At 66.0% G+C, this 18,715-nt stretch carries 15 protein-coding genes; 8 read left to right on the top strand and 7 right to left on the bottom strand.

Features of this window, described 5'->3' with window-relative positions; genetic code table 11:
• The first annotated feature begins 259 nt into the window (after positions 1–259).
• From C2L66_RS21945 to C2L66_RS21915, 7 genes are all read left to right on the top strand, one after another.
• Positions 260–1,936 carry a methyl-accepting chemotaxis protein gene (locus tag C2L66_RS21945; RefSeq protein ID WP_054934728.1) on the top strand — a complete coding sequence of 559 codons (1,677 nt, stop codon included), beginning with the start codon at positions 260–262 and terminating at the stop codon, positions 1,934–1,936.
• A gap of 36 nt (positions 1,937–1,972) precedes the next feature.
• Positions 1,973–2,467: a chemotaxis protein CheW gene (locus C2L66_RS21940; protein ID WP_060602964.1), complete on the top strand. Its 495-nt coding sequence runs from the start codon at positions 1,973–1,975 to the stop codon at positions 2,465–2,467.
• On the top strand, positions 2,464–3,891 hold the full coding sequence (locus C2L66_RS21935; protein ID WP_060602966.1) for a CheR family methyltransferase: 1,428 nt from the start codon (positions 2,464–2,466) through the stop codon (positions 3,889–3,891). Before C2L66_RS21940 ends, C2L66_RS21935 begins: the two co-directional genes overlap by 4 nt.
• The gene (locus tag C2L66_RS21930; RefSeq protein WP_060602968.1) at positions 3,872–4,582 is read left to right on the top strand and encodes a chemotaxis protein CheW; all 711 of its coding nucleotides are present in this window, start codon (positions 3,872–3,874) and stop codon (positions 4,580–4,582) included. Before C2L66_RS21935 ends, C2L66_RS21930 begins: the two co-directional genes overlap by 20 nt.
• Positions 4,579–6,891, top strand: coding sequence for a hybrid sensor histidine kinase/response regulator (locus tag C2L66_RS21925; RefSeq protein ID WP_060602970.1), 2,313 nt, complete (start codon positions 4,579–4,581; stop codon positions 6,889–6,891). The genes C2L66_RS21930 and C2L66_RS21925 overlap by 4 nt, the downstream gene beginning before the upstream one ends.
• Positions 6,888–7,892: a chemotaxis response regulator protein-glutamate methylesterase gene (cheB, locus tag C2L66_RS21920; RefSeq protein WP_060602973.1), complete on the top strand. Its 1,005-nt coding sequence runs from the start codon at positions 6,888–6,890 to the stop codon at positions 7,890–7,892. Before C2L66_RS21925 ends, cheB begins: the two co-directional genes overlap by 4 nt.
• A gap of 115 nt (positions 7,893–8,007) precedes the next feature.
• The gene (locus tag C2L66_RS21915) at positions 8,008–9,126 is read left to right on the top strand and encodes a GGDEF domain-containing response regulator (protein ID WP_060602975.1); all 1,119 of its coding nucleotides are present in this window, start codon (positions 8,008–8,010) and stop codon (positions 9,124–9,126) included.
• 827 nt (positions 9,127–9,953) lie between these two features.
• On the opposite strand, the gene C2L66_RS21910 is transcribed toward C2L66_RS21915, so the two are convergent.
• From C2L66_RS21910 to C2L66_RS21880, 7 genes are all read right to left on the bottom strand, one after another.
• Positions 9,954–11,012, bottom strand: coding sequence for a LacI family DNA-binding transcriptional regulator (locus tag C2L66_RS21910; protein WP_060602978.1), 1,059 nt, complete (start codon positions 11,010–11,012; stop codon positions 9,954–9,956).
• Positions 11,013–11,068: 56 nt separating this feature from the next.
• The gene (locus tag C2L66_RS21905; RefSeq protein WP_060606765.1) at positions 11,069–12,394 is read right to left on the bottom strand and encodes an MFS transporter; all 1,326 of its coding nucleotides are present in this window, start codon (positions 12,392–12,394) and stop codon (positions 11,069–11,071) included.
• A 70-nt stretch (positions 12,395–12,464) separates the two neighbouring features.
• Positions 12,465–13,202 carry a ribonuclease activity regulator RraA gene (locus tag C2L66_RS21900; protein ID WP_054934717.1) on the bottom strand — a complete coding sequence of 246 codons (738 nt, stop codon included), beginning with the start codon at positions 13,200–13,202 and terminating at the stop codon, positions 12,465–12,467.
• A 27-nt stretch (positions 13,203–13,229) separates the two neighbouring features.
• Positions 13,230–14,990, bottom strand: a complete 1,761-nt coding sequence (gene araD, locus C2L66_RS21895; protein WP_054934716.1) for an L-arabinonate dehydratase — start codon at positions 14,988–14,990, stop codon at positions 13,230–13,232.
• Positions 14,991–15,191: 201 nt separating this feature from the next.
• Positions 15,192–15,500 carry an EthD family reductase gene (locus C2L66_RS21890; protein WP_054934715.1) on the bottom strand — a complete coding sequence of 103 codons (309 nt, stop codon included), beginning with the start codon at positions 15,498–15,500 and terminating at the stop codon, positions 15,192–15,194.
• 148 nt (positions 15,501–15,648) lie between these two features.
• Positions 15,649–16,692 carry a transporter gene (locus C2L66_RS21885; RefSeq protein WP_054934714.1) on the bottom strand — a complete coding sequence of 348 codons (1,044 nt, stop codon included), beginning with the start codon at positions 16,690–16,692 and terminating at the stop codon, positions 15,649–15,651.
• Positions 16,693–16,864: 172 nt separating this feature from the next.
• Positions 16,865–17,608 (bottom strand): SDR family oxidoreductase, encoded by a 744-nt coding sequence (locus tag C2L66_RS21880; protein WP_054934713.1) that lies wholly within the window; start codon positions 17,606–17,608, stop codon positions 16,865–16,867.
• A gap of 138 nt (positions 17,609–17,746) precedes the next feature.
• Between C2L66_RS21880 and C2L66_RS21875 the strand changes: the two genes are divergently transcribed.
• On the top strand, positions 17,747–18,670 hold the full coding sequence (locus tag C2L66_RS21875; protein WP_060602981.1) for a LysR family transcriptional regulator: 924 nt from the start codon (positions 17,747–17,749) through the stop codon (positions 18,668–18,670).
• Positions 18,671–18,715 lie beyond the last annotated feature (45 nt).

Here is an 18,715-nt window from a genome sequence, read left to right as displayed (position 1 = left end):
GGGCATCGCCGGAAGCGCGGCAACGCGGCGTCCATGGTTGTCAGTCAAGGCGCAGCCCAGCCAGGCCATGCGTGCGCGTTGCTGCAAATCTTCCAGCCTCCCTTTCAATGCGCCGATCTGGCACAGGTTTCGCGAGCTTTTTGGGATAATGATTCGCACGGGAATCAGGTAATTTCCAGTTAGCGTCGGCGTGGACCGTCCGGATGATCGCCATCCGCAACGCCGCCTTACACCATTCACATCGGAAGACTCATCGACAATGGCCACAGCGACGCCCCGCACCAGCGACACCACCCTGCTCGACCCCAGGCACGCGGCCCGTTTCACGCTCGGCAACCGGATCATGCTGAGCTTCGGCGCGCTGTTCGTGCTGATGCTGGTGATGGCCGCGATCTCGTGGAGCCGGCTGCGCGTGATGGACGACGAAGCGCTCAGCATGGGCCACGACTCGGTGCCCGGCCTTTATCTCGCGACGACCTTGCGCGCGGCCGCCAACGAAGGCTATTCGACGCTCGAACGCGCGCTCTTCGTCGACAGCAGCGAGGCGGCGACGAAGCAGGATCTCGAACGGATGCCGGCCTTGCTGCAGAAGTTCGATCAGGTGTCGGCCGAGTACCAGGCCACGCTCTTTCGCGACGCGGACCGCGAGCACTTCCGCGTCTTCCGCGCCGCCTGGGATCGATATCTGCCCCAACTCAACGAGGCGATGCACGCGGCACCCGCCTCGAAGGCGGATGCACAGGCCACCTTCATCAAGCTCGCGCCCGCCTGGGAAAGCGTGATCCGCGCGGCAAACGCGCTGGTCAACGAAAACCGCACCCAGGCCGACGAATCCGCAAAATCGATCCGCGACTCGGTGACGGGCACGGAAATCACGCTCGCGACGGCGCTCGGGGTCACGCTGCTGGTCGCGCTCTACACCGGCTTTTCGCTGTACCGCGCGATCACGGTGCCGATGGCGAGCCTCGTCGACGTGCACAACGTGATGCGCACGGGCAACCTGACGCAGCGCCTGAAGCTGGGCCGCCGCGACGAATTCGGCACGCTGGAGGCGGGCTTCAACCGCATGGCCGAGGAACTGAACAGCCTCGTTGCGCAGGCGCAAAAGTCGTCGCTGCAGGTGACGACGTCGGTGGCCGAGATCGCGGCGACGTCGAAGGAACAACAGGCGACCGCGACGGAAACGGCCGCGACCACCACGGAGATCGGCGCGACCTCGCGCGAAATCTTCGCGACCTCGCGCGATCTGCTGCGCACGATGAACGAAGTGTCGGCCGTCGCGGATCAGTCGGCGACGCTCGCGGGCGCGAGCCAGAACGGCCTCACGCGGATGGAAGACACGATGCGCAGCGTGATGGAAGCAGCCGGCTCGGTGAACGCGAAACTCGCGATCCTCAACGAGAAAGCCGTCAACATCAATCAGGTGGTCGCGACGATCACCAAGGTCGCCGATCAGACCAACCTGCTGTCGCTGAACGCGGCAATCGAAGCCGAGAAGGCGGGCGAATACGGCCGCGGCTTTGCCGTCGTGGCGACGGAAATCCGCCGTCTTGCGGACCAGACGGCCGTCGCCACGTTCGATATCGAACAGACCGTGAAGGAGATCCAGTCGGCCGTGTCGGCGGGCGTGATGGGCATGGACAAGTTCTCCGAAGAAGTGCGGCGCGGCATGCGCGACGTGCAGCAGGTCAGCGAGCAGCTGTCGCAGATCATTCACGAAGTGCAGACGCTCGCGCCGCGCTTCCAGCTCGTCAACGAAGGCATGCACACGCAGGCGACGAGCGCCGAGCAGATCACCCAGGCGCTGTCGCAGTTGTCGGAGGCCGCGCAGCAGACGGCGGAATCGCTGCGTCAGTCGTCGCAGGCGATCGACGATCTCACGCTCGTCGCGAACCAGCTGCGCACGGGTGTGTCGCGCTTCAAGATCGAAGCGTGATGCCGATGCGCGCACGCGACGGGGACTGACACAGCGATGCTCTTCCTTCTGTTTGAACTCGACCGCGACCGCTATGCGCTCGATGCCGCCGACATCGTCGAAGTGCAGACGCTGACGGCCACCAAGGCGATTCCCGGCGCGCCCGCGTGGGTCGCAGGCGTGATCGAGCGGCACGGCGAACCCGTGCCCGTGATCGATCTCGCGCAACTCGCGCTTGGCCGGGCGTCGCAGTACTGGCGCTCCACCCGGCTCGTGTTCGTCCACTATCGTGACACGCGCCACACCCTTGAACCCGGCGACGCGGACTCGCCCCCGCGGCTGCTCGGCCTGATCGTCGAACGCGCGACGCAGACGCGCCGGATCGAACGCGGGCACTTCGCCCACAGCGGCATCGCGACGCCGCATGCGCGCTGGCTCGGTCCCGTCGCGAGCGACGAGTCCGGCCTGATCCAATGGATCGACGTGCAGCGGATGCTCGACGACGACGTGAAAGCGCTGCTCTTCCCGCAACCCGAACCTCACAAGCGATGAACGCCGCGAACGCCATCGTGCCGCGCTTCGAAACCTGGCTCCTGCGGGAGACGGGGATCGACGCGTCGTCGCTGGGCATCAACGCGCTGGAGCGCGCGGTGCTCGAACGCGTGCGCGTGACGCGCCTTGGCCTCGCCGCGCACGACACGAGCGTCGCCATCGATCCCGCCGAGATCGAAGCGTACTGGCAGCAATTGAACGTGTCGCGCGACGAACGGCAGGCGCTGATCGAGGCGCTCGTCGTGCCCGAAACGTGGTTCTACCGCGATCGCGAGGCGTACGTGGCACTCGCGCGGCTCGCGAACGAGCGGCTCGTGCGCGATCCGATGCACGTGCTGCGCGTGCTGAGCCTGCCTTGCTCGACGGGCGAGGAGCCCTACACCATTGCGATGACGCTGCTCGACGAGGGCATCGGCGAAAACCGCTTCGCCGTCGATGCCTTCGATATCAGCGCCCGCGTGATCGAGCATGCGCGCGCGGGCCGCTACGGGCGCAATTCGTTTCGCGGCCATCCGCTCGCGTTTCGCGACCGGCATTTCACGGCGCTCGACGACGGCTGGCAGCTGAGCGAGCGCGTGCGCGACACGGTGCGGTTCTCGCACGCCAACCTGTTCGACTTGCAGGCGGGCGCGCAGGCGCCGTACGACTTTATTTTCTGCCGCAACGTGCTGATCTATTTCGACCGCGAAGCGCAGGACCGCGCCATCCGCGTGCTCGACGCGAATCTCGCCAGCGGCGGCACGATCTTCGTCGGCCCTGCCGAAACCGGCCTGATGATGCGGCACGCGATGAGCTCCGCGCGCATTCCGCTCGCGTTTGCGTTCCGGCGCAGCACGCCCGAAGAAACGAATGCGGCGCGCGCGGCCAAACCGCTTGCCATGAGCGCGGCAAACCTGACGGCGCAAGCCACGCGTACGCCCGCGTTCACGGCGGCAACGCGCGCGCCCGCAAAACCGCCGCTTGCGAGCCGCGCCCTCGCGCCGCCGCCCGCGCGCGCGCAACAGAGCGTGCGAACATTGCCGCCCGCGTCGACCCCGCCCGCCGCTGCGGAACCATTGCTGGCTGCGGCGCGCCGTCACGCCGACGCGGGCGACTTCGACGAAGCCGAGCGCCTCGCGCATCAGCACGCGATCGCGCATGGCCCGAATGTCGACGCGTTCTACCTGCTCGGCCTGATCGCCGATGCGCGCGGCCGCAGCGCCGATGCCGCCGACTTCTATCGCAAGGCGCTCTATCTGGAGCCCGCGCATTACGAAGCGCTCACGCATCTGGCCGCATTGCTCGACATCGGCGGCGATCGGGCAGGCGCGCAGAATCTGATGCAGCGCGCGCAACGCTCGGCTGCGCGCGCGGCTCAATCGACACAATCATCAACCGACGACGCGCAACGTTCACGAGGACTCCATGCTGCACGACGCTCCTGATCATTCGAGCGCGGCCGTGCGCGTCGACGACTGCTGGAACCGCATTGGCACGCGTGGCGACAACACCTGCCCGCGCCTCGCCGACCATTTTCGCTGCCTGAACTGCCCGGTCTTCGCGCAAAGCGCGGCACGGTTGCTCGACCGGCCGTTGAGCGACGCGGACCTCGTTGTGCGTGCGGAATCGAGCGCACCCCGAGCGGCAGCGCGTGAAGCATCCGCGCAGACGCAATCCGCCCTCGCCTTTCGCGTCGCGGGCGAGTGGCTCGCGCTGCCGACGCGCGTGCTGCGCGAGATCGACGATATCCGCGCGATCCATTCGCTGCCGCATCAACGTTCGCGCGCCGTGCTCGGCGTCGTCAACGTGCGCGGCGCACTGACCGTGGCCGTCTCGCTCGGCGAGTTGCTGAACATGGACCGCGCCGCCGACACGAAGCAGGCCGCGCGCAACGGCTACGCGCGGATGCTGGTCGCGGCGCAAGACAGCGAGCCCGGTGCACCGCCCGTTGCCTTGCCCGTCGACGAAGTCGAAGGTGTGATCCGTTATGCGGACGCTGAACTGCTGCCCGTGCCCGCGACGCTCGCGCATGCCACCGCGTCGCACGCGCGAGGCGTGCTCGCGTGGCGCGGCGCAACCGTCGGGCTGATCGAGCCGGCGCGGCTGTTCGACTCGATTGCCCGGAGCCTGCGATGACCGACGACGATCAGTCGCTGCTCGAACTGTTCCGCGAGGAAGCCGCCGCGCAGACGCGCGTGCTGTCCGACGGGTTGCTCGCGCTCGAACATCGCCCCGCCGACGCTGCCGCGCTCGAAGCCTGCATGCGCGCCGCGCATTCGCTCAAGGGCGCGGCGCGCATCATCGGCTTGCAGGACGGCGTCGATATCGCGCATGTGATGGAAGAGTGCTTCGTCGGCGCGCAACGCGGTGAACTGCAACTGACGCCCGCGCATATCGACGTGCTGCTGCGCGGCGTCGATATGCTTTTGCGCGTGGGCGAAGCGAAGCCGGACGCGCCAGTCACGCGCGCCGATATCGACGGGTTCGTGGCGCGGATGGCGTCGCCCGAAAGCGCCGCGCACGAAACGGCCAACGGTGACGGGCCGCAACCCGCGCCGGACGTCGACGTGTACACGCAACTCCAGGCGCAGTTGCAGGCCGAAGCGCTCGCGCAACGGCAGGAAACGCCTGAAGCCGACCCCACTGTCCCGTCCGACGCCCCCGCGCAGCAAGACACCCATGCCTCGGCTCGCACCCCGGACCGCATGCTGCGCGTGCGCGCCGCGAATCTCGACCGCGTGTTGAGCCTGTCGGGCGAAGTGCTCGTCGAATCGCGCTGGCTCAAGCCGTTCGCGACCTCGATGCTGCGCCTCAAGCGCACGCAGCGCGAAACCTCACGCGCGCTCGACGCGCTCTACGACACCCTCGCCGAGCATCTCGACGATGCCGCGCTCGCGGCGCTCGCCGACGTGCGCACCTCGCTCAACAGCATGCAGCACACGCTCGGCGCGCGTCTCGACGAACTTGACCGCTTCGACCGCAGCAGCGCGAATCTCGCGCAACTGCTGTACGACGAAGCGCTGCAGTGCCGGATGCGACCGTTCGGCGACGCGACGCACGCCTACCCGCGCGTCGTGCGCGATCTGGCGCGCTCGCTCGGCAAGCGTGTGAAGTTCGAGATCGTCGGCACGTCGACGCAGGTGGACCGCGACATTCTCGACATGCTCGACGCGCCGCTCGGCCATCTGTTGCGCAACGCGCTCGATCACGGCATCGAGTCACCCGACGCGCGCATCGCGCGCGGCAAGCCCGCCGAAGCGCACGTGACGCTCGAAGCGCGCCACAGCGCGGGCAAGCTGCTGATCAGCGTCAGCGACGACGGCGCGGGCATCGATCTCGACAACGTGCGTGCGTCGGTGATCCGCCGCAAGCTCGCCGATGCGGACACGGCCGCGCGCCTGTCCGAACAGGAACTGCTCGACTTCCTGCTGCTGCCGGGCTTTTCGATGCGCGAGCAGGTCACGGACGTCTCGGGCCGTGGCGTGGGCCTCGACGCCGTGCATGAAATGGTCAAGGCCGTGCGCGGCACCGTGCGCATCGTCAACGAGCCGGGCCGCGGCTCGCGCTTCGTGATGCAGTTGCCGTTGACGCTTTCCGTGGTGCGCAGCCTGCTCGTCGACGTGGGCGGCGAGGCCTACGCGTTTCCGCTCGCGCATGTGCGCCGCACGCTCGAACTCGCGCGCGCGGATATCGACATGCTCGAAGGCCAGCAGCACTTCGCGTTCGACGGCAAGCCCGTCGGGCTCGTCACCGCGCATCAGCTGCTCGGCGCGCAGGCGGGCGTGGCGCGCGAGTCGGTGTCCGTCGTGGTGATCGGCGACGAACGGGAGACGTATGGGGTCGCCGTCGACCGCTTTCTCGGCGAGCGCATGCTCGTCGTGCAACCGCTCGACCCGCGTCTGGGCAAGATCCGCGACATCGCGGCGGGTGCGCTGATGGAGAACGGCGATGCCGTGCTGATCGTCGACGTCGACGACCTGTTGCGTTCGGTCGACAAGCTCGTGCGCGGCGGCCAACTCGACCGGATCGGCCGCGCGCACGACGTCGCCGCGCGCCAGCGCAAGCATGTGCTGGTGGTCGAAGATTCGTTGACGGTGCGCGAACTCGAACGCAAGCTGCTGGAAAAACGCGGCTACGCGGTGACGGTCGCCGTCGACGGGATGGACGGCTGGAACGCGCTGCATAACCAGGCGGACGGCACATTCGATCTCGTCGTCACCGATATCGACATGCCGCGCATGGACGGCATCGAGCTCGTCACGCTGATCAAGCGCGACCCGCTGTTCAAGTCCGTGCCCGTGATGATCGTGTCGTACAAGGACCGCGACGAGGACCGCCGGCGCGGGCTCGAAGCCGGCGCGGACTACTATCTCGCGAAGGGCAGCTTCCATGACGAAGCCTTGCTCGATGCGGTACGCGACCTGATTGGAGAGGCATCAGCATGAATATCGGCATCGCCAACGACCTGCCGCTCGCCGTCGAAGCGTTGCGCCGCGTGATCGCGCTGCGCCCCGAGCATCGCGTGCTGTGGGTCGCCGCCAATGGCGAGGAAGCCGTCGATTTCTGCGCCGCGCAGACGCCGGACGTCGTGCTGATGGACCTGATCATGCCGAAGACGGACGGCGTGGAAGCAACGCGCCGCATCATGGCGCGCACGCCCTGCCCGATCCTGATCGTGACGAGCAGCGTTGGCGCGAACACGTGGCGCGTCTATGAGGCGATGGGCGCGGGCGCGCTCGATGCCGTCGATACGCCGACGCTCGGCGGGCGCGGCATCGGCGAGTCGGCGCTGCTGATGCTGCAGAAGATCGACCAGATCGGCCAGCTGATGGACAAGCCCTGGGCGCCCCGGCAAACGGCCATCGCGCCGCTCACGCGCGATGCGCGGCGGCTGGTGGCGATCGGCGCGTCGGCGGGCGGGCCGGCCGCGCTCGCGACCGTGCTGGGCAGCCTGCCTGCGGACTTCGCCGCGCCCATCGTGATCGTGCAGCACGTCGACAAGGTGTTCGCCGACGGCATGGCGCAATGGCTCGACGGGCAGACGTCCATCCCGGTGCGCACCGCACGCGAAGGCGAGTTGCCGGCGGCAGGCGTCGCGCTGCTCGCGGCGACCAACGATCACATGCTGCTGACACAGAACGGCGCGCTGCACTACACTCGCGAGCCGGCCGAGATGCCCTACCGTCCTTCCGTCGACGTGTTCTTTCATAGTGTCGTCGAGCATTGGCCCGGCGAGGCACTCGGCGTACTGTTGACGGGCATGGGCCGCGACGGCGCGATCGGGCTGAAGGCGATGCGCGCGAAAGGCTACGACACGATCGCGCAGGACGAAGCGACGTGCGCCGTCTACGGCATGCCGAAGGCGGCCGCGACGCTGGGCGCGGCACGCCGGATTCTGCCGCTGGGCGGCATTGCCGGTCAGCTGGCGGCATTCGCGCGAGGCTGACTTCGCGCGAGACGGCAGGGGCAAAGACAGCAGCAGCAAGGCATTCGATGCAGGAGCGGCACGCAGTGAAACACCGGGACAACGCATGACCAGCACTTCCGACAGGGGTACGCACATGGACTTCGATCAAATCGGGGCACGGGACCAGGGGGGTTCCACATCGACGTCGGCCGACCGCGCGAATGCCGCGCTCGAAGCCGCGCGCGCCGCGCTGGAAACGGCCGCGCTGTCCGACGTGCCGATCATGGTGTTGCTGGTCGACGACCAGGCGATCGTCGCGGAAGCCGTGCGGCGCGCGCTTGCGAATGAAGACGGCATCGACCTGCACTACTGCGCGAGCGCCGACGAAGCCATCCATGCGGCCACCCACACGCGCCCCACGGTGATCCTGCAGGACCTCGTGATGCCCGGCATCGACGGGCTCACGCTGGTCAAGGCGTACCGCACGAACGCGAAGCTGCGCGACGTGCCCATCATCGTGCTGTCGACCAAGGAAGAGCCGACCATCAAGAGCGCGGCCTTCGCGGCGGGCGCGAACGACTATCTCGTCAAGCTGCCCGACCGGATGGAGCTGGTCGCGCGCATCCGCTATCACTCGCGCTCGTATGTGAACCTGCTGCAGCGCGACGAGGCGTATCGTGCGCTGCGCGAATCGCAGCAGCAACTGCTGGAAGCGAATCTCGAACTGCGCAAGCTGACGCAATCGGACGGGCTGACGGGGCTGTCGAACCGCCGTTATCTGGACGAATATCTGAACGCCGAATGGCGGCGTGGCATGCGCGCGCAAACGGAAGTGTCGATGCTGATGATCGACGTCGACAACTTCAAGCCGTACAACGACACCTACGGCCACGTCGCGGGCGACGAAGTGCTCAAGCAGATTGCGTCGACGGTGGAGGGCTGCCTCGGGCGGCCCGGCGATCTCGCGGCGCGGTTCGGCGGCGAGGAGTTCGCGGTCGTGCTGCCGGGCACGTCGGCGGGCGGCACGCGCCTGCTTGCCGAGAAGATCCGGCTCGAAGTGGAAGCGCTGCGCATTGCGCATGCGGGATCGCCGTCGGGGCAATACGTGACGATCAGCGTCGGCTGCGCGACGCAGGTTCCCGCGCCGGACGCGCAGATGACGGCGCTGATTGAAGCTGCCGATCTCGCGCTCTATCGTGCGAAGCGCGATGGGAAGAACCGCGTGGCGGCGATGGAAAGCGGCCGGAGTGAAACGCGCTCGGGCGCTGCTTGATCGGTTGGATGGGGGGCTGGAGCGGGCGTTCGTTGATGTTGGGTTTCGGGTGGTTGGGCGTGAGTCGGGGTGAGGGTGTGGGTTTTGTGTGGGTTTTGGTTTTGTGTGGGTTTGGCTTTGCGCTGGCATCCGCGATGCGTTAGCGCGCTTCACGCGTTGCCCCTGTGCGGGGCGGCACCTACTTTTCTTTGCCGCCGCAAAGAAAAGTAGGCAAAAGAAAGCGGCTCACACCGCCAATTCTTGACGTTTGTCCTGGGGCCCCCAACGTCCCCACACTTCGCACGGCAACGCCCTTGTTCGTGTGCGTTGCCAGCGCTTCAAATGAGCGCATCACCTGCTTCAATTACCCGTACTCGTGCAAATGGCAGCGAATGGTATGCGCCGCCCAGGTGGCAAACTGTGTGTAGGTTGTCGCGTCGTATAGGGTGGCGCTCTTACCGCGTGGAACGCATGCCCTATCGGTCCGGAGTGATGCGCGTATGGCGCGAAAGCCGACACACAGTTTGCCACCTGGGCGGCGGTGGACTGTCTGGCGTGGCGTGCTGAAATGCGGTTGCGTGAAGCGGGTGAGGCGCTCATTCGGAGCGTTGGCAACGAACGTGGGTCACGTGGTTGCCGTGTGAAGTGTAAGAACCTGTGGGGGCCCTCAGGCAAGAAGAAATGTTGGCGGTGTGAGCCGCTTTCTTTTGCCTACTTTTCTTTGCGGCGGCAAAGAAAAGTAGGTGCCGCCCCGCACAGGGGCAACGCGTGAAGCGCGCTAACGCATCGCGGATGCCAGCGCCAAGTCAAGCCCACACAAAACCAAAACCCACACAAAACCCACACCCTCACCCCGACTCACGCCCAACCACCCGAAACCCAACATCAACGAACGCCCGCTCCAGCCCCCCATCCAACCGATCAAGCAGCGCCCGGGCGGCGCTCAAGCCAATCCTCATCCCATCCACCCGCACCGTCGTCAGTTGCGGCATCGTTTCCGTCGCGAACTCAAGATCGCCGAAACCACAAATCGCGAGACACCCAGGCACCTCAAGACCCATGCGCCGCGCCGCGCCCAACGCTCCAATTGCCAGCAAGTCCGAGCCGCAAAATACAGCATCGACATCAGGCGCATCTTGCAACAACCGGGGCAACGCACTCTTCCCGGTAGCCACCGAACTAGGCGGCGCGACGATCGCTTCGGCCACCTCCGTCATACCCGCCTGCGCGAGCCGCTCGCGAAAGCCCGCGCGCCGCGCGAGCGCGCGCACGTCGCTCGCCGAAATCAACCCGGGCCGCTTCGCGCCGCGCGCCAGAAAACGCTCCGCCACCGCGACGCCGATCTGGTAATGCGAGAAGCCGACCAGCATATCGATCGGCGTGTCCGTCATGTCCCACGTTTCGACCACAGGAATGCCGACATTGCGCAGCCGCTCACGCAGCGAATCCGTATGCGCGACGCCCGTCAGCAGCACGCCTTCGGGACGTCGGCTCAATACCGTATCGAGCAGGCTTTCTTCGTTCGTGTCGCTATAGCCGCTCAGCGCAAGCAGCACTTCATACCCCGCGCGCGACATGGTTTCGCTGAACACCTGAATGGTCTCGGAGAACAGCGAGTGCGCGACAGTCGGCACGATGGCTGCAATCAGCCGCGAACGCGCCGACGACAAACCGCCCGCCAGGCGGTTCGGCACATAGCCGAGTTTCTGCACGACCTGCCGCACGCGTTCGAGCGTTTCAGGCGCAACGGACGCCGGATTGTTGAACACGCGCGAGACCGTGATGGGCGACACGCCCGCCTGCGCCGCGACATCCGTGATGCGCAAGCCCTTCGGCCCGCCCCGCGTGCGACGCGCGGGCGCTGCCTTGAGATCGATCGGTGCGTCGGTTGGCTTGGCGGTCGGCATGAGTGATGGAGGGGATGACGTTGCGCGGCTATTGTAGCCAATGGCGCAATCGTGAATTATTCAGTGACGGGCGCGGCGTTGACGCCCTGCACTGCACGCCCGCTACGCCGCAGAACGAACGTCGTCACGCACGCGAAAATCAGCATGCAGGCAGCGGGAATCAGCATTGGCGCCTGCGTGCTGCCCGTGGTCTGCTTGACGAACGGCACGAGGTTCTGCGCGATGAAGCCGCCAATGTTGCCGAGCGAGTTGATCGCCGCGATGCCCGCCGCAGCGCGCGCGCCGAACAGGAACTTCGGCGGCAACGTCCAGAAGCATGGAATCAGCAAATACATGCACGGCGCGCCGAAGCACAGCGCGACGAAGCGCAACGTGTTGGTCGGCAAAAACACCGACGACAGAAAGAACACCATGCCCAGCAGCGACGAAGCAAGCATCGCGATGATCGCGCGATTGCCCGCGCGCAGTTTCGACGGCAGCCACGCGAGCACGATCGTCGCCATCAGCCACGGAATGATGTTGAGAAAACCGTTCGTCGTGTTGCTGACGCCGAAGCCCTTCACGAGCGTCGGCAGCCAGTAGCTGACGCCGTAGACGGAGATCGACAGCATCATGTAGTAGAGCGCCATGCCGATCACGCGCGGCTCGGTGAGCACGCTCAGGAGCGTGCCGTGACGCGCGGCGCTCTTGCGCGCCTGCGCGCTTTCGCTTTCCAGTGTGCGCGCGAGCCAGTTCTTCTCTTCGTCGTCGAGGAACTTCGCTTCGCGCGGCGATGCGGGCAAGCAGAACAGCACGACGAGCGTCAGCAGCACGGAAGGAATGCCCGTCACGACGAACACCAGCTGCCAGCCTTGGAGTCCGAGCACACCGCCCTTGTCGAGCAGCCAGCCGCAGATCGGCGCGCCGACCATGTTGCCCAGACTGCTGCCCACCGTGAAATAACCGAGCATCCGTACGCGATGCCGCTGCGGAAACCACAGCGTCAGGTAATAGATCACGCCGGGATAAAGCCCCGCTTCCGACGCGCCCAGCAGAAAGCGCAGCCCATAGAACATCGTCGCGTTCTGCGTGAACGCCAGCAGGATCGTCACGACGCCCCACGTGAACATGATGCGCGCCATCCACTTTGGCGCGCCGTACTTGTGCAATAGCACGTTGCTCGGCACTTCGAAGATCAGATAGCCGATGAAGAACAGCGACGCGCCCAACCCATACGCTACTTCCGACAACCCGAGGCTCCCAAGCATCTGCAGCTTCGCGAAGCTGATGTTCGAGCGGTCGATATACGCGACCAGATACAGCAGGCCAAGCAAGGGCATGAGCCGCAAGCCGAGCCGATTGATGAGGCGCGATTCGTCGATCGCTGAAGTGACGGTGTTCACGGTGTCTCCCGGGTCCGGCTGCATGCGCGCGGGCCTCGTTGTGCAGGTTTTCGTTGCGACGCTGCGTGCGTTACTGCTTCTGCGCTTCGCGCCACGCCTTGTAGGCAGCCAGCGTTTCCTCGTTCGGCGGATACGTGCCGCGCAGCGGACTGCCTTCGGCGATGCGCTGCTGGATGAACACTTCGAGCTGCTCCTGCTCGGTCGCGTCGCGCGCGACGTCTTCGGCCATTTCGCGCGGCACGATCACCACGCCGTCCACGTCCGCGACGACGATATCGCCCGGATAGACGGCTACGCCGCCGCAGGCGATAGGCACGTTCATGTCGACGGCATGGTGCTTCGCGAGGTTCAACGGGGCACTCGCGCCCGCGCACCAGATCGGCAGGCCCAGTTCGGAGATCGTGCCGCTGTCTCGCACCGCGCCGTCGGACACCATGCCCGCGACGCCGCGCTTCGCGAGGCGCAACGTGAGGATCGAACCCGTCGATGCCACCGTGCGATCCCCGCGGCAGTCCTGCACCAGGACGCTGCCGGGCGGCGCCGTTTCCACCGCTTTGCGCTGCGGATGGTCGGGGTCCTGAAACACGCCGACATGATCGATGTCCTCGCGCGCGGGGATATTGCGCAGCGTGAACGCGGGGCCGACCAGGTTCGGCGCGCCCGGCGCGGGCTTCACGAGCGGCGCGACGCCTTGCAGGAACACGTTGCGCAGGCCGCGCTTGAAGAGTTGCGTGGTGAGCGTCGCGGTGCTCACGTGACGGAGTTGTTCGAGCGCCTCGGCGCTCACGGTCGTTTCGGATGCGGTCATTTTGTGTGGGCTATGACAGTGTTCGTGTTAGTGGATTTCCGGCTCATTGCTGTTCGCTTCGTGGGCTTCATGCGAAGGCGCCGCCAGTTTCTCTTCGAGGAAGTCGAAGTCGCAACCCTTGTTCGCCTGGGTCACGTGCAACTGATGCATGACGCCGAAGCCGCGTTCGAATGGACGCTTCGGCGGCTTCCATGCTGCTTTGCGCGTCGCGAGTTCGGCGTCGCTGACGTCGAGATGCAAGCGGCGGGCCGTTACGTCGAGCTCGATGATGTCGCCGTCCTTCACCAGCGCAAGCGGGCCGCCGACGAACGACTCCGGCGCCACGTGCAGCACGCATGCGCCATAGCTGGTGCCGCTCATGCGCGCATCGGAGATGCGCAGCATGTCGCGCACGCCCTGCTTGAGCAGCTTTTGCGGGATCGGCAGCTGGCCCCACTCGGGCATGCCCGGCGCGCCGACGGGTCCGGCATGTTGCAGCACGATCACCGAATCGGCCGTCACGTCGAGGTCTTCGCTGTCGATGCGCGCGGCCATGTCGCCATAGTCCCTGAACACGACAGCCGGGCCCCGGTGCTTGTGCAGATGCGGTTCCATCGCGGCGGGCTTGATCACGGCGCCATCGGGCGCGAGGTTGCCCGACAGCACGGCGAGCCCATCGCGTTCGACGACGGGATTGCCGCGCTTGCGGATCACGTCGTCGTTGAAGATTTCCGCGCCCGCGATGTTCTCGCCGAGCGTCTGGCCGCTCACCGTCATCTGCGTGCCGTCGATCAGTTCGCCCAGTTCGGCCAGCAGCGCGCGCAGGCCACCCGCGTAATAGAAATCCTCCATCAGATACTGGCCCGCTGGGCGGATGTTGCCGAGCACGGGCGTCACGCGCGCAAGCTCGTCGAAACGCGCCGTGGTCAGGTCGATGCCCGCGCGGCGCGCAACGGCGACGAGGTGCACGATCGCGTTCGTCGAGCCTGACATCGCGAGCACGGTGGTGACGGCGTTATCGAAGGATTTCGCGGTGAGCAGGTCCGACGGCTTCTGGTCGGTCCACACCATCTCGACGATGCGCTGGCCCGTCAGCGATGCAAATTGAGCGTGCCGCGAATCGGCGGCGGGGATCGACGAGAAACCCGGCAGCGTGAGGCCGAGCGCTTCCGTCGCGCTCGTCATCGTCGAGGCCGTGCCCATGGTCATGCAGTGCCCCGGCGAACGCGCGATGCCGCTTTCGATGCCCTTCCATTCGTCTTCCGTGATCTTGCCCGCACGCAGTTCCGCCCAGTACTTCCATGTATCCGAACCGCTGCCGAGCGTGCGGCCATTCCAGTTGCCGCGCAGCATCGGGCCGGCGGGCAGATAGATGGCCGGCAAGTCCATGCTGATCGCGCCCATCAGCAGACCGGGCGTGGTCTTGTCGCAGCCGCCCATCAGCACGCAGCCGTCGAACGGATACGACTTCAGCAGTTCTTCCGTCTCCATCGCGAGGAAGTTGCGGTAGAGCATCGTGGTCGGCTTCTGGAACGGCTCGGCAAGCGTCATCACGGGCATTTCGACGGGAAAACCGCCCGCCTGCCAGATACCGCGCTTCACTTCCTCGACGCGCTGCTTGAAGTGCGTGTGGCACGAGTTGATCTCGCTCCACGTATTGACGACGGCGATCACCGGCTTGCCCATGTAGTCCGACGAGTGATAGCCCATCTGCGCGGTGCGCGAGCGGTGGCCGAACGAACGGAGATCGTTGACGCCATACCAGCGGTAGCTGCGCAACTCTTCAGGCTTCTTGCGATTCGAGGACAAATCAGTCTCCTTGGTAACGCTATCATTTCCGGCCGTACAGACACGCGGCGGGACATCATGGACAGTCTTTCGCAACGGCGAAACGATGACGGGATCGACGGATGGTAGCGTTATCATCTGGCGCAGTCCGCCAGGGATAGTACGGAGAGGCGAAGGAAAACGAGAGCGGAAAAGACCGCGCGCGGGAACGCCGTATCCGCGTCAGACGTCTTTCGAGTCGAACACGAGCAGTTCGACGCCCGCCTGCGCGAAGTTCTGCAGATCGGCGGTGGTGGCGGCGGCTTCGGGCGTGCCCAGCGCTTGCTGCAGCGACTCGAAGCTGTCGAAGCTGAGGATGGCCGCCAGCGCATAAGGCGATTCGCCCTTCGCGACGGCCACCGGCCCGACGCTGACTTCGTAGCGCCGCAAGCCGGGAATCGACTTCGCGAGCGGCACGTGTTTGTCGAAGTAATGGGCGTCGAATGCGTTGCGGTCGGCTGGGGTCTTGTAGAGCGCGATGAGCTTTGCCATGTGAGGCCTCCTGAAACGGACGTTCAGTGCAAGGTTGCTTGATGCCACATGCTGCCAGGTCGACGGTGCGTGGATTTTACGCTCGGCATCTGCCATTCCCGTGTCGAAGGGACGCATTCCAGACGCGGCGCCGCGAGCGCCCCGCCCGTCATGCCGACGGACGCCGGCGCAACGCCCACCAGCCGGCCAGCACGGTAAAGCTCACCACCAGCAGCACCATCACCCAGAAACCGTGCTTGTTTTCCGCGAGGGGCACGCCGCCCACGTTCATCCCGAACAGACCCGCGATGATGTTGATGGGCAGCGCGAGCACCGTCACGATGGTCAGCGTGAACAGCGTGCGGTTGGTCTGCTCGTTCAGGCGCGCGGCGATCTCTTCCTGCAGAAGCTTGATGCGCTCCGCGAGGCCCGACAGGTCGCCGAGCACCAGCGAGAACTCTTCCGTCGAATCGCGCAGGCTTTGCACATCGACGGGCGACAGCCACGCAGGCGGCCGCACCAGCAACCGGAAGATCGAGCCCGGCTCCGGTGCGAGCAGCCGTTGCAGCCGCACGAGCACGCGCCGCATCGCGCCGAGGTCGCGGCGGCTTTGCCAGGCGCGCTGCGATAGAAAATGATCTTCGATGCGGTCCACTTCGACGCTGGTTCTGCGCACGATTTCCACCAGCAGATCGGCCTGGTCGCGCAGCAGATGGATCAGCAGTTCAGCCGCCGTATCGAAACTCTCGCCGTTGCGCACCGACGCGCGCAGCCGGTCGACCGAGCGCAGCTGCTTCAGGCGCGCCGTCACCATGATCCGCTTGTGCGTGTAGACCCACAGCGTCGCGATTTCGGAAGGCGTCTGCTCGAAGTCGTACATCACGTCGTTGACGACGGCGAGCAGCGCGCCATGCTGGTGCTCGATACGCGTCGAATGCGAGCCTTCGCGCAGGGCTTCGAAGAAGGTGTCGGGCAGATCGAGGTGCGTGCGCATCCAGCGCTCGCTCGACACATGCGCGAGATTGAAATGCAGCCAGAGGAATTCGCCCGGATGGGCGCCCGACCCTTTCGCCTCGTGTCGGCATTCGGCGAGCCATTCGGCTGCTGTGTCGGTATCGACGGCCAGGCCGGGCTTGTCGGGTGAAAAGCGGAATCCGCAGACGAGGCCGGAGCGGTCGGCCCCATAGGTGGCGGGCGCCAGGTTCAAAGTCATGTGCGTTTCGAGGTGGGGTCCGCGAAAGCGTCATTCTGACATGAGCAAACGGCAGAAACGTTACGTGACAGCTGCTTGACGTGTATTTGTCGAAGCCTTGACAGCGTTTTGACAGGCTCCCGCAACGCCCTGCCTGCAAGCGTCGCGAGGAACCTGTCAGTCAGGCGAGACCTCAGGCGCTGAAGCCGCCATCGATCATCAGGTTCGCGCCCGTCACGAAGGCCGCTTCCGGGCTGGCGACATACGCGACCATGCCGGCGATTTCGTCGGCCTTCCCGTGACGCGGGATCGCCATCAGACCATGCAGCGACTCCGCGAATTCACCTGCCTCCGGGTTCATGTCGGTATTGACGGGACCGGGCTGCACGTTGTTGACCGTGATGCCCTTCGGGCCGAGATCACGCGCGAGACCTTGCACGAACCCTTGCAGCGCCGACTTGCTCATCGCGTAGACCGCGCCGCCCGCAAACGGCATGCGATCGGCGTTCGTGCTGCCGATATTGATGATCCGTCCGCCCTCGCCCATATGCGCGAGCACCGCCTTCGACGCCACGAACACGGCGCGCACGTTGACCTGCACGGTCGCGTCGAAGTCCTCGAGCGAGAAGACGTCGAGCGTGCCCAGGCGCAGCACGCCGGCGTTGTTCACGAGAATATCGATCTTGCCGAGCTGGCGCGCCGTCTCGTTGATCGCGTTGGTCAGCGCCGCTGCGTCGGCGACGTCCGCCTTGACGGCAACGGCACGGCCGCCCGCCTTCTCGATGCTCGCGACGAGTTCGTTCGCGCCCGCAGCCGAGCTGTGATAAGTGAAAGCGACCGTCGCGCCTTCGCTTGCCAGCCGGCGCACAACCGCCGCACCGATGCCGCGCGCGCCGCCCGTGACGAAAGCTACCTTGCCTTGCAGATTCGAGTTCATGTTGTGCTCCAGTGGGTTTGTTGATCAGGTGAGGCCAGTATGGCGAGCGGATTGCATTGCCGGTAGTATCGAATCACGACTAACAGTTTCAACCGCAGGTATAAGCTACAGATACGGCAGCATCACGACGGATATCACATGGAAGCGCTGAACCTCATTGAATCTTTCATACAGTCCGCCGAAACGGGCAGCTTTTCGGCGGCGGCGCGGCGCCTCGGCCTGACGCCCGCCGCCGTCAGCAAGAACGTCGCGCGGCTCGAAACGCATCTTGGCGTGCGGCTCTTTCATCGCAGCACGCGCAAGCTCACCATGACGCCAGGCGGCGAGCAACTCTGGGCCGACGCGGGCAGTCCGTTCGCCAGCCTGCAGGACGCGTTTGCGCGCGCCGCGCAGCAAGGCGGCCAGCCGTCGGGCGTGCTGAAGGTCAGCATGGCCGTCGCGTTCGGGCGCGAGTATCTGCTGCCCTTGCTCGGCGAGTTCCTCGAACGCTATCCCGACATCGTGCCCGACTGGCACTTCGACAACCGGGCCGTCGACCTGATCGCGGGCGGCTTCGATGCGGCGATCGGCGGCGGGATCGAGTTGACGCAAGGCGTGGTCGCGCGCGATCTGGCGCGGCCCGCCGTGATCGTCGCGGCGTCGCCGGCCTATATGGCGGGCCGGCCGCTGCCCGCGCATCCGTCCGATCTCGCCGAACTGGACGGCATCGCGCGGCGCTCCAGCAGCACGGGCCGTCTGCGCGCGTGGACGATGCGCAATCAGGTCGGCGAGGAAGCGCTCGCCGAATGCAAGACGCGGATGATCTTCGACGATCCCGAAGCAATGGCGCACGCGGCGCTGGCCGGTCTCGGCGTCGCATTCCTGCCGACGCCGCACGCCGCGCGGTGGCTCGAAAACGGCCAGCTGATGCGGCTCTTGCCCGGCTGGTACGCGGAACTCAGCCCGCTCACGATTTACTACCCGAACCGCAAGCTGCTGCCCGCCAAGACGCGCGTGTTCGTCGATTTCGTCGTCGAAGCGTTCCGTGAGCGGCGGCTCGCCGCGCGCTTTGACGCGCGCTGATCGCCGCTCTCCGCACAATCCATGACAGGGTTTCCCTGTACGCAA

It is taken from the genome of Paraburkholderia caribensis (assembly GCF_002902945.1).
Lineage (GTDB): Bacteria > Pseudomonadota > Gammaproteobacteria > Burkholderiales > Burkholderiaceae > Paraburkholderia > Paraburkholderia caribensis.
The sequence above is the reverse complement of the archived record's forward strand: the minus strand, read 5'-3'. Positions and strand labels throughout refer to the sequence as shown.

Bases quoted from the DNA above. Each gene is read 5' to 3' on its own strand.
- C2L66_RS21945 (WP_054934728.1), top strand. From the start codon at position 260: ATGGCCACAGCGACGCCCCGCACCAGCGACACCACCCTGCTCGACCCC.
- C2L66_RS21940 (WP_060602964.1), top strand. From the start codon at position 1,973: ATGCTCTTCCTTCTGTTTGAACTCGACCGCGACCGCTATGCGCTCGAT.
- C2L66_RS21935 (WP_060602966.1), top strand. From the start codon at position 2,464: ATGAACGCCGCGAACGCCATCGTGCCGCGCTTCGAAACCTGGCTCCTG.
- C2L66_RS21930 (WP_060602968.1), top strand. From the start codon at position 3,872: ATGCTGCACGACGCTCCTGATCATTCGAGCGCGGCCGTGCGCGTCGAC.
- C2L66_RS21925 (WP_060602970.1), top strand. From the start codon at position 4,579: ATGACCGACGACGATCAGTCGCTGCTCGAACTGTTCCGCGAGGAAGCC.
- cheB (WP_060602973.1), top strand. From the start codon at position 6,888: ATGAATATCGGCATCGCCAACGACCTGCCGCTCGCCGTCGAAGCGTTG.
- C2L66_RS21915 (WP_060602975.1), top strand. From the start codon at position 8,008: ATGGACTTCGATCAAATCGGGGCACGGGACCAGGGGGGTTCCACATCG.
- C2L66_RS21910 (WP_060602978.1), bottom strand. From the start codon at position 11,012: ATGCCGACCGCCAAGCCAACCGACGCACCGATCGATCTCAAGGCAGCG.
- C2L66_RS21900 (WP_054934717.1), bottom strand. From the start codon at position 13,202: ATGACCGCATCCGAAACGACCGTGAGCGCCGAGGCGCTCGAACAACTC.
- C2L66_RS21890 (WP_054934715.1), bottom strand. From the start codon at position 15,500: ATGGCAAAGCTCATCGCGCTCTACAAGACCCCAGCCGACCGCAACGCA.
- C2L66_RS21885 (WP_054934714.1), bottom strand. From the start codon at position 16,692: ATGACTTTGAACCTGGCGCCCGCCACCTATGGGGCCGACCGCTCCGGC.
- C2L66_RS21880 (WP_054934713.1), bottom strand. From the start codon at position 17,608: ATGAACTCGAATCTGCAAGGCAAGGTAGCTTTCGTCACGGGCGGCGCG.
- C2L66_RS21875 (WP_060602981.1), top strand. From the start codon at position 17,747: ATGGAAGCGCTGAACCTCATTGAATCTTTCATACAGTCCGCCGAAACG.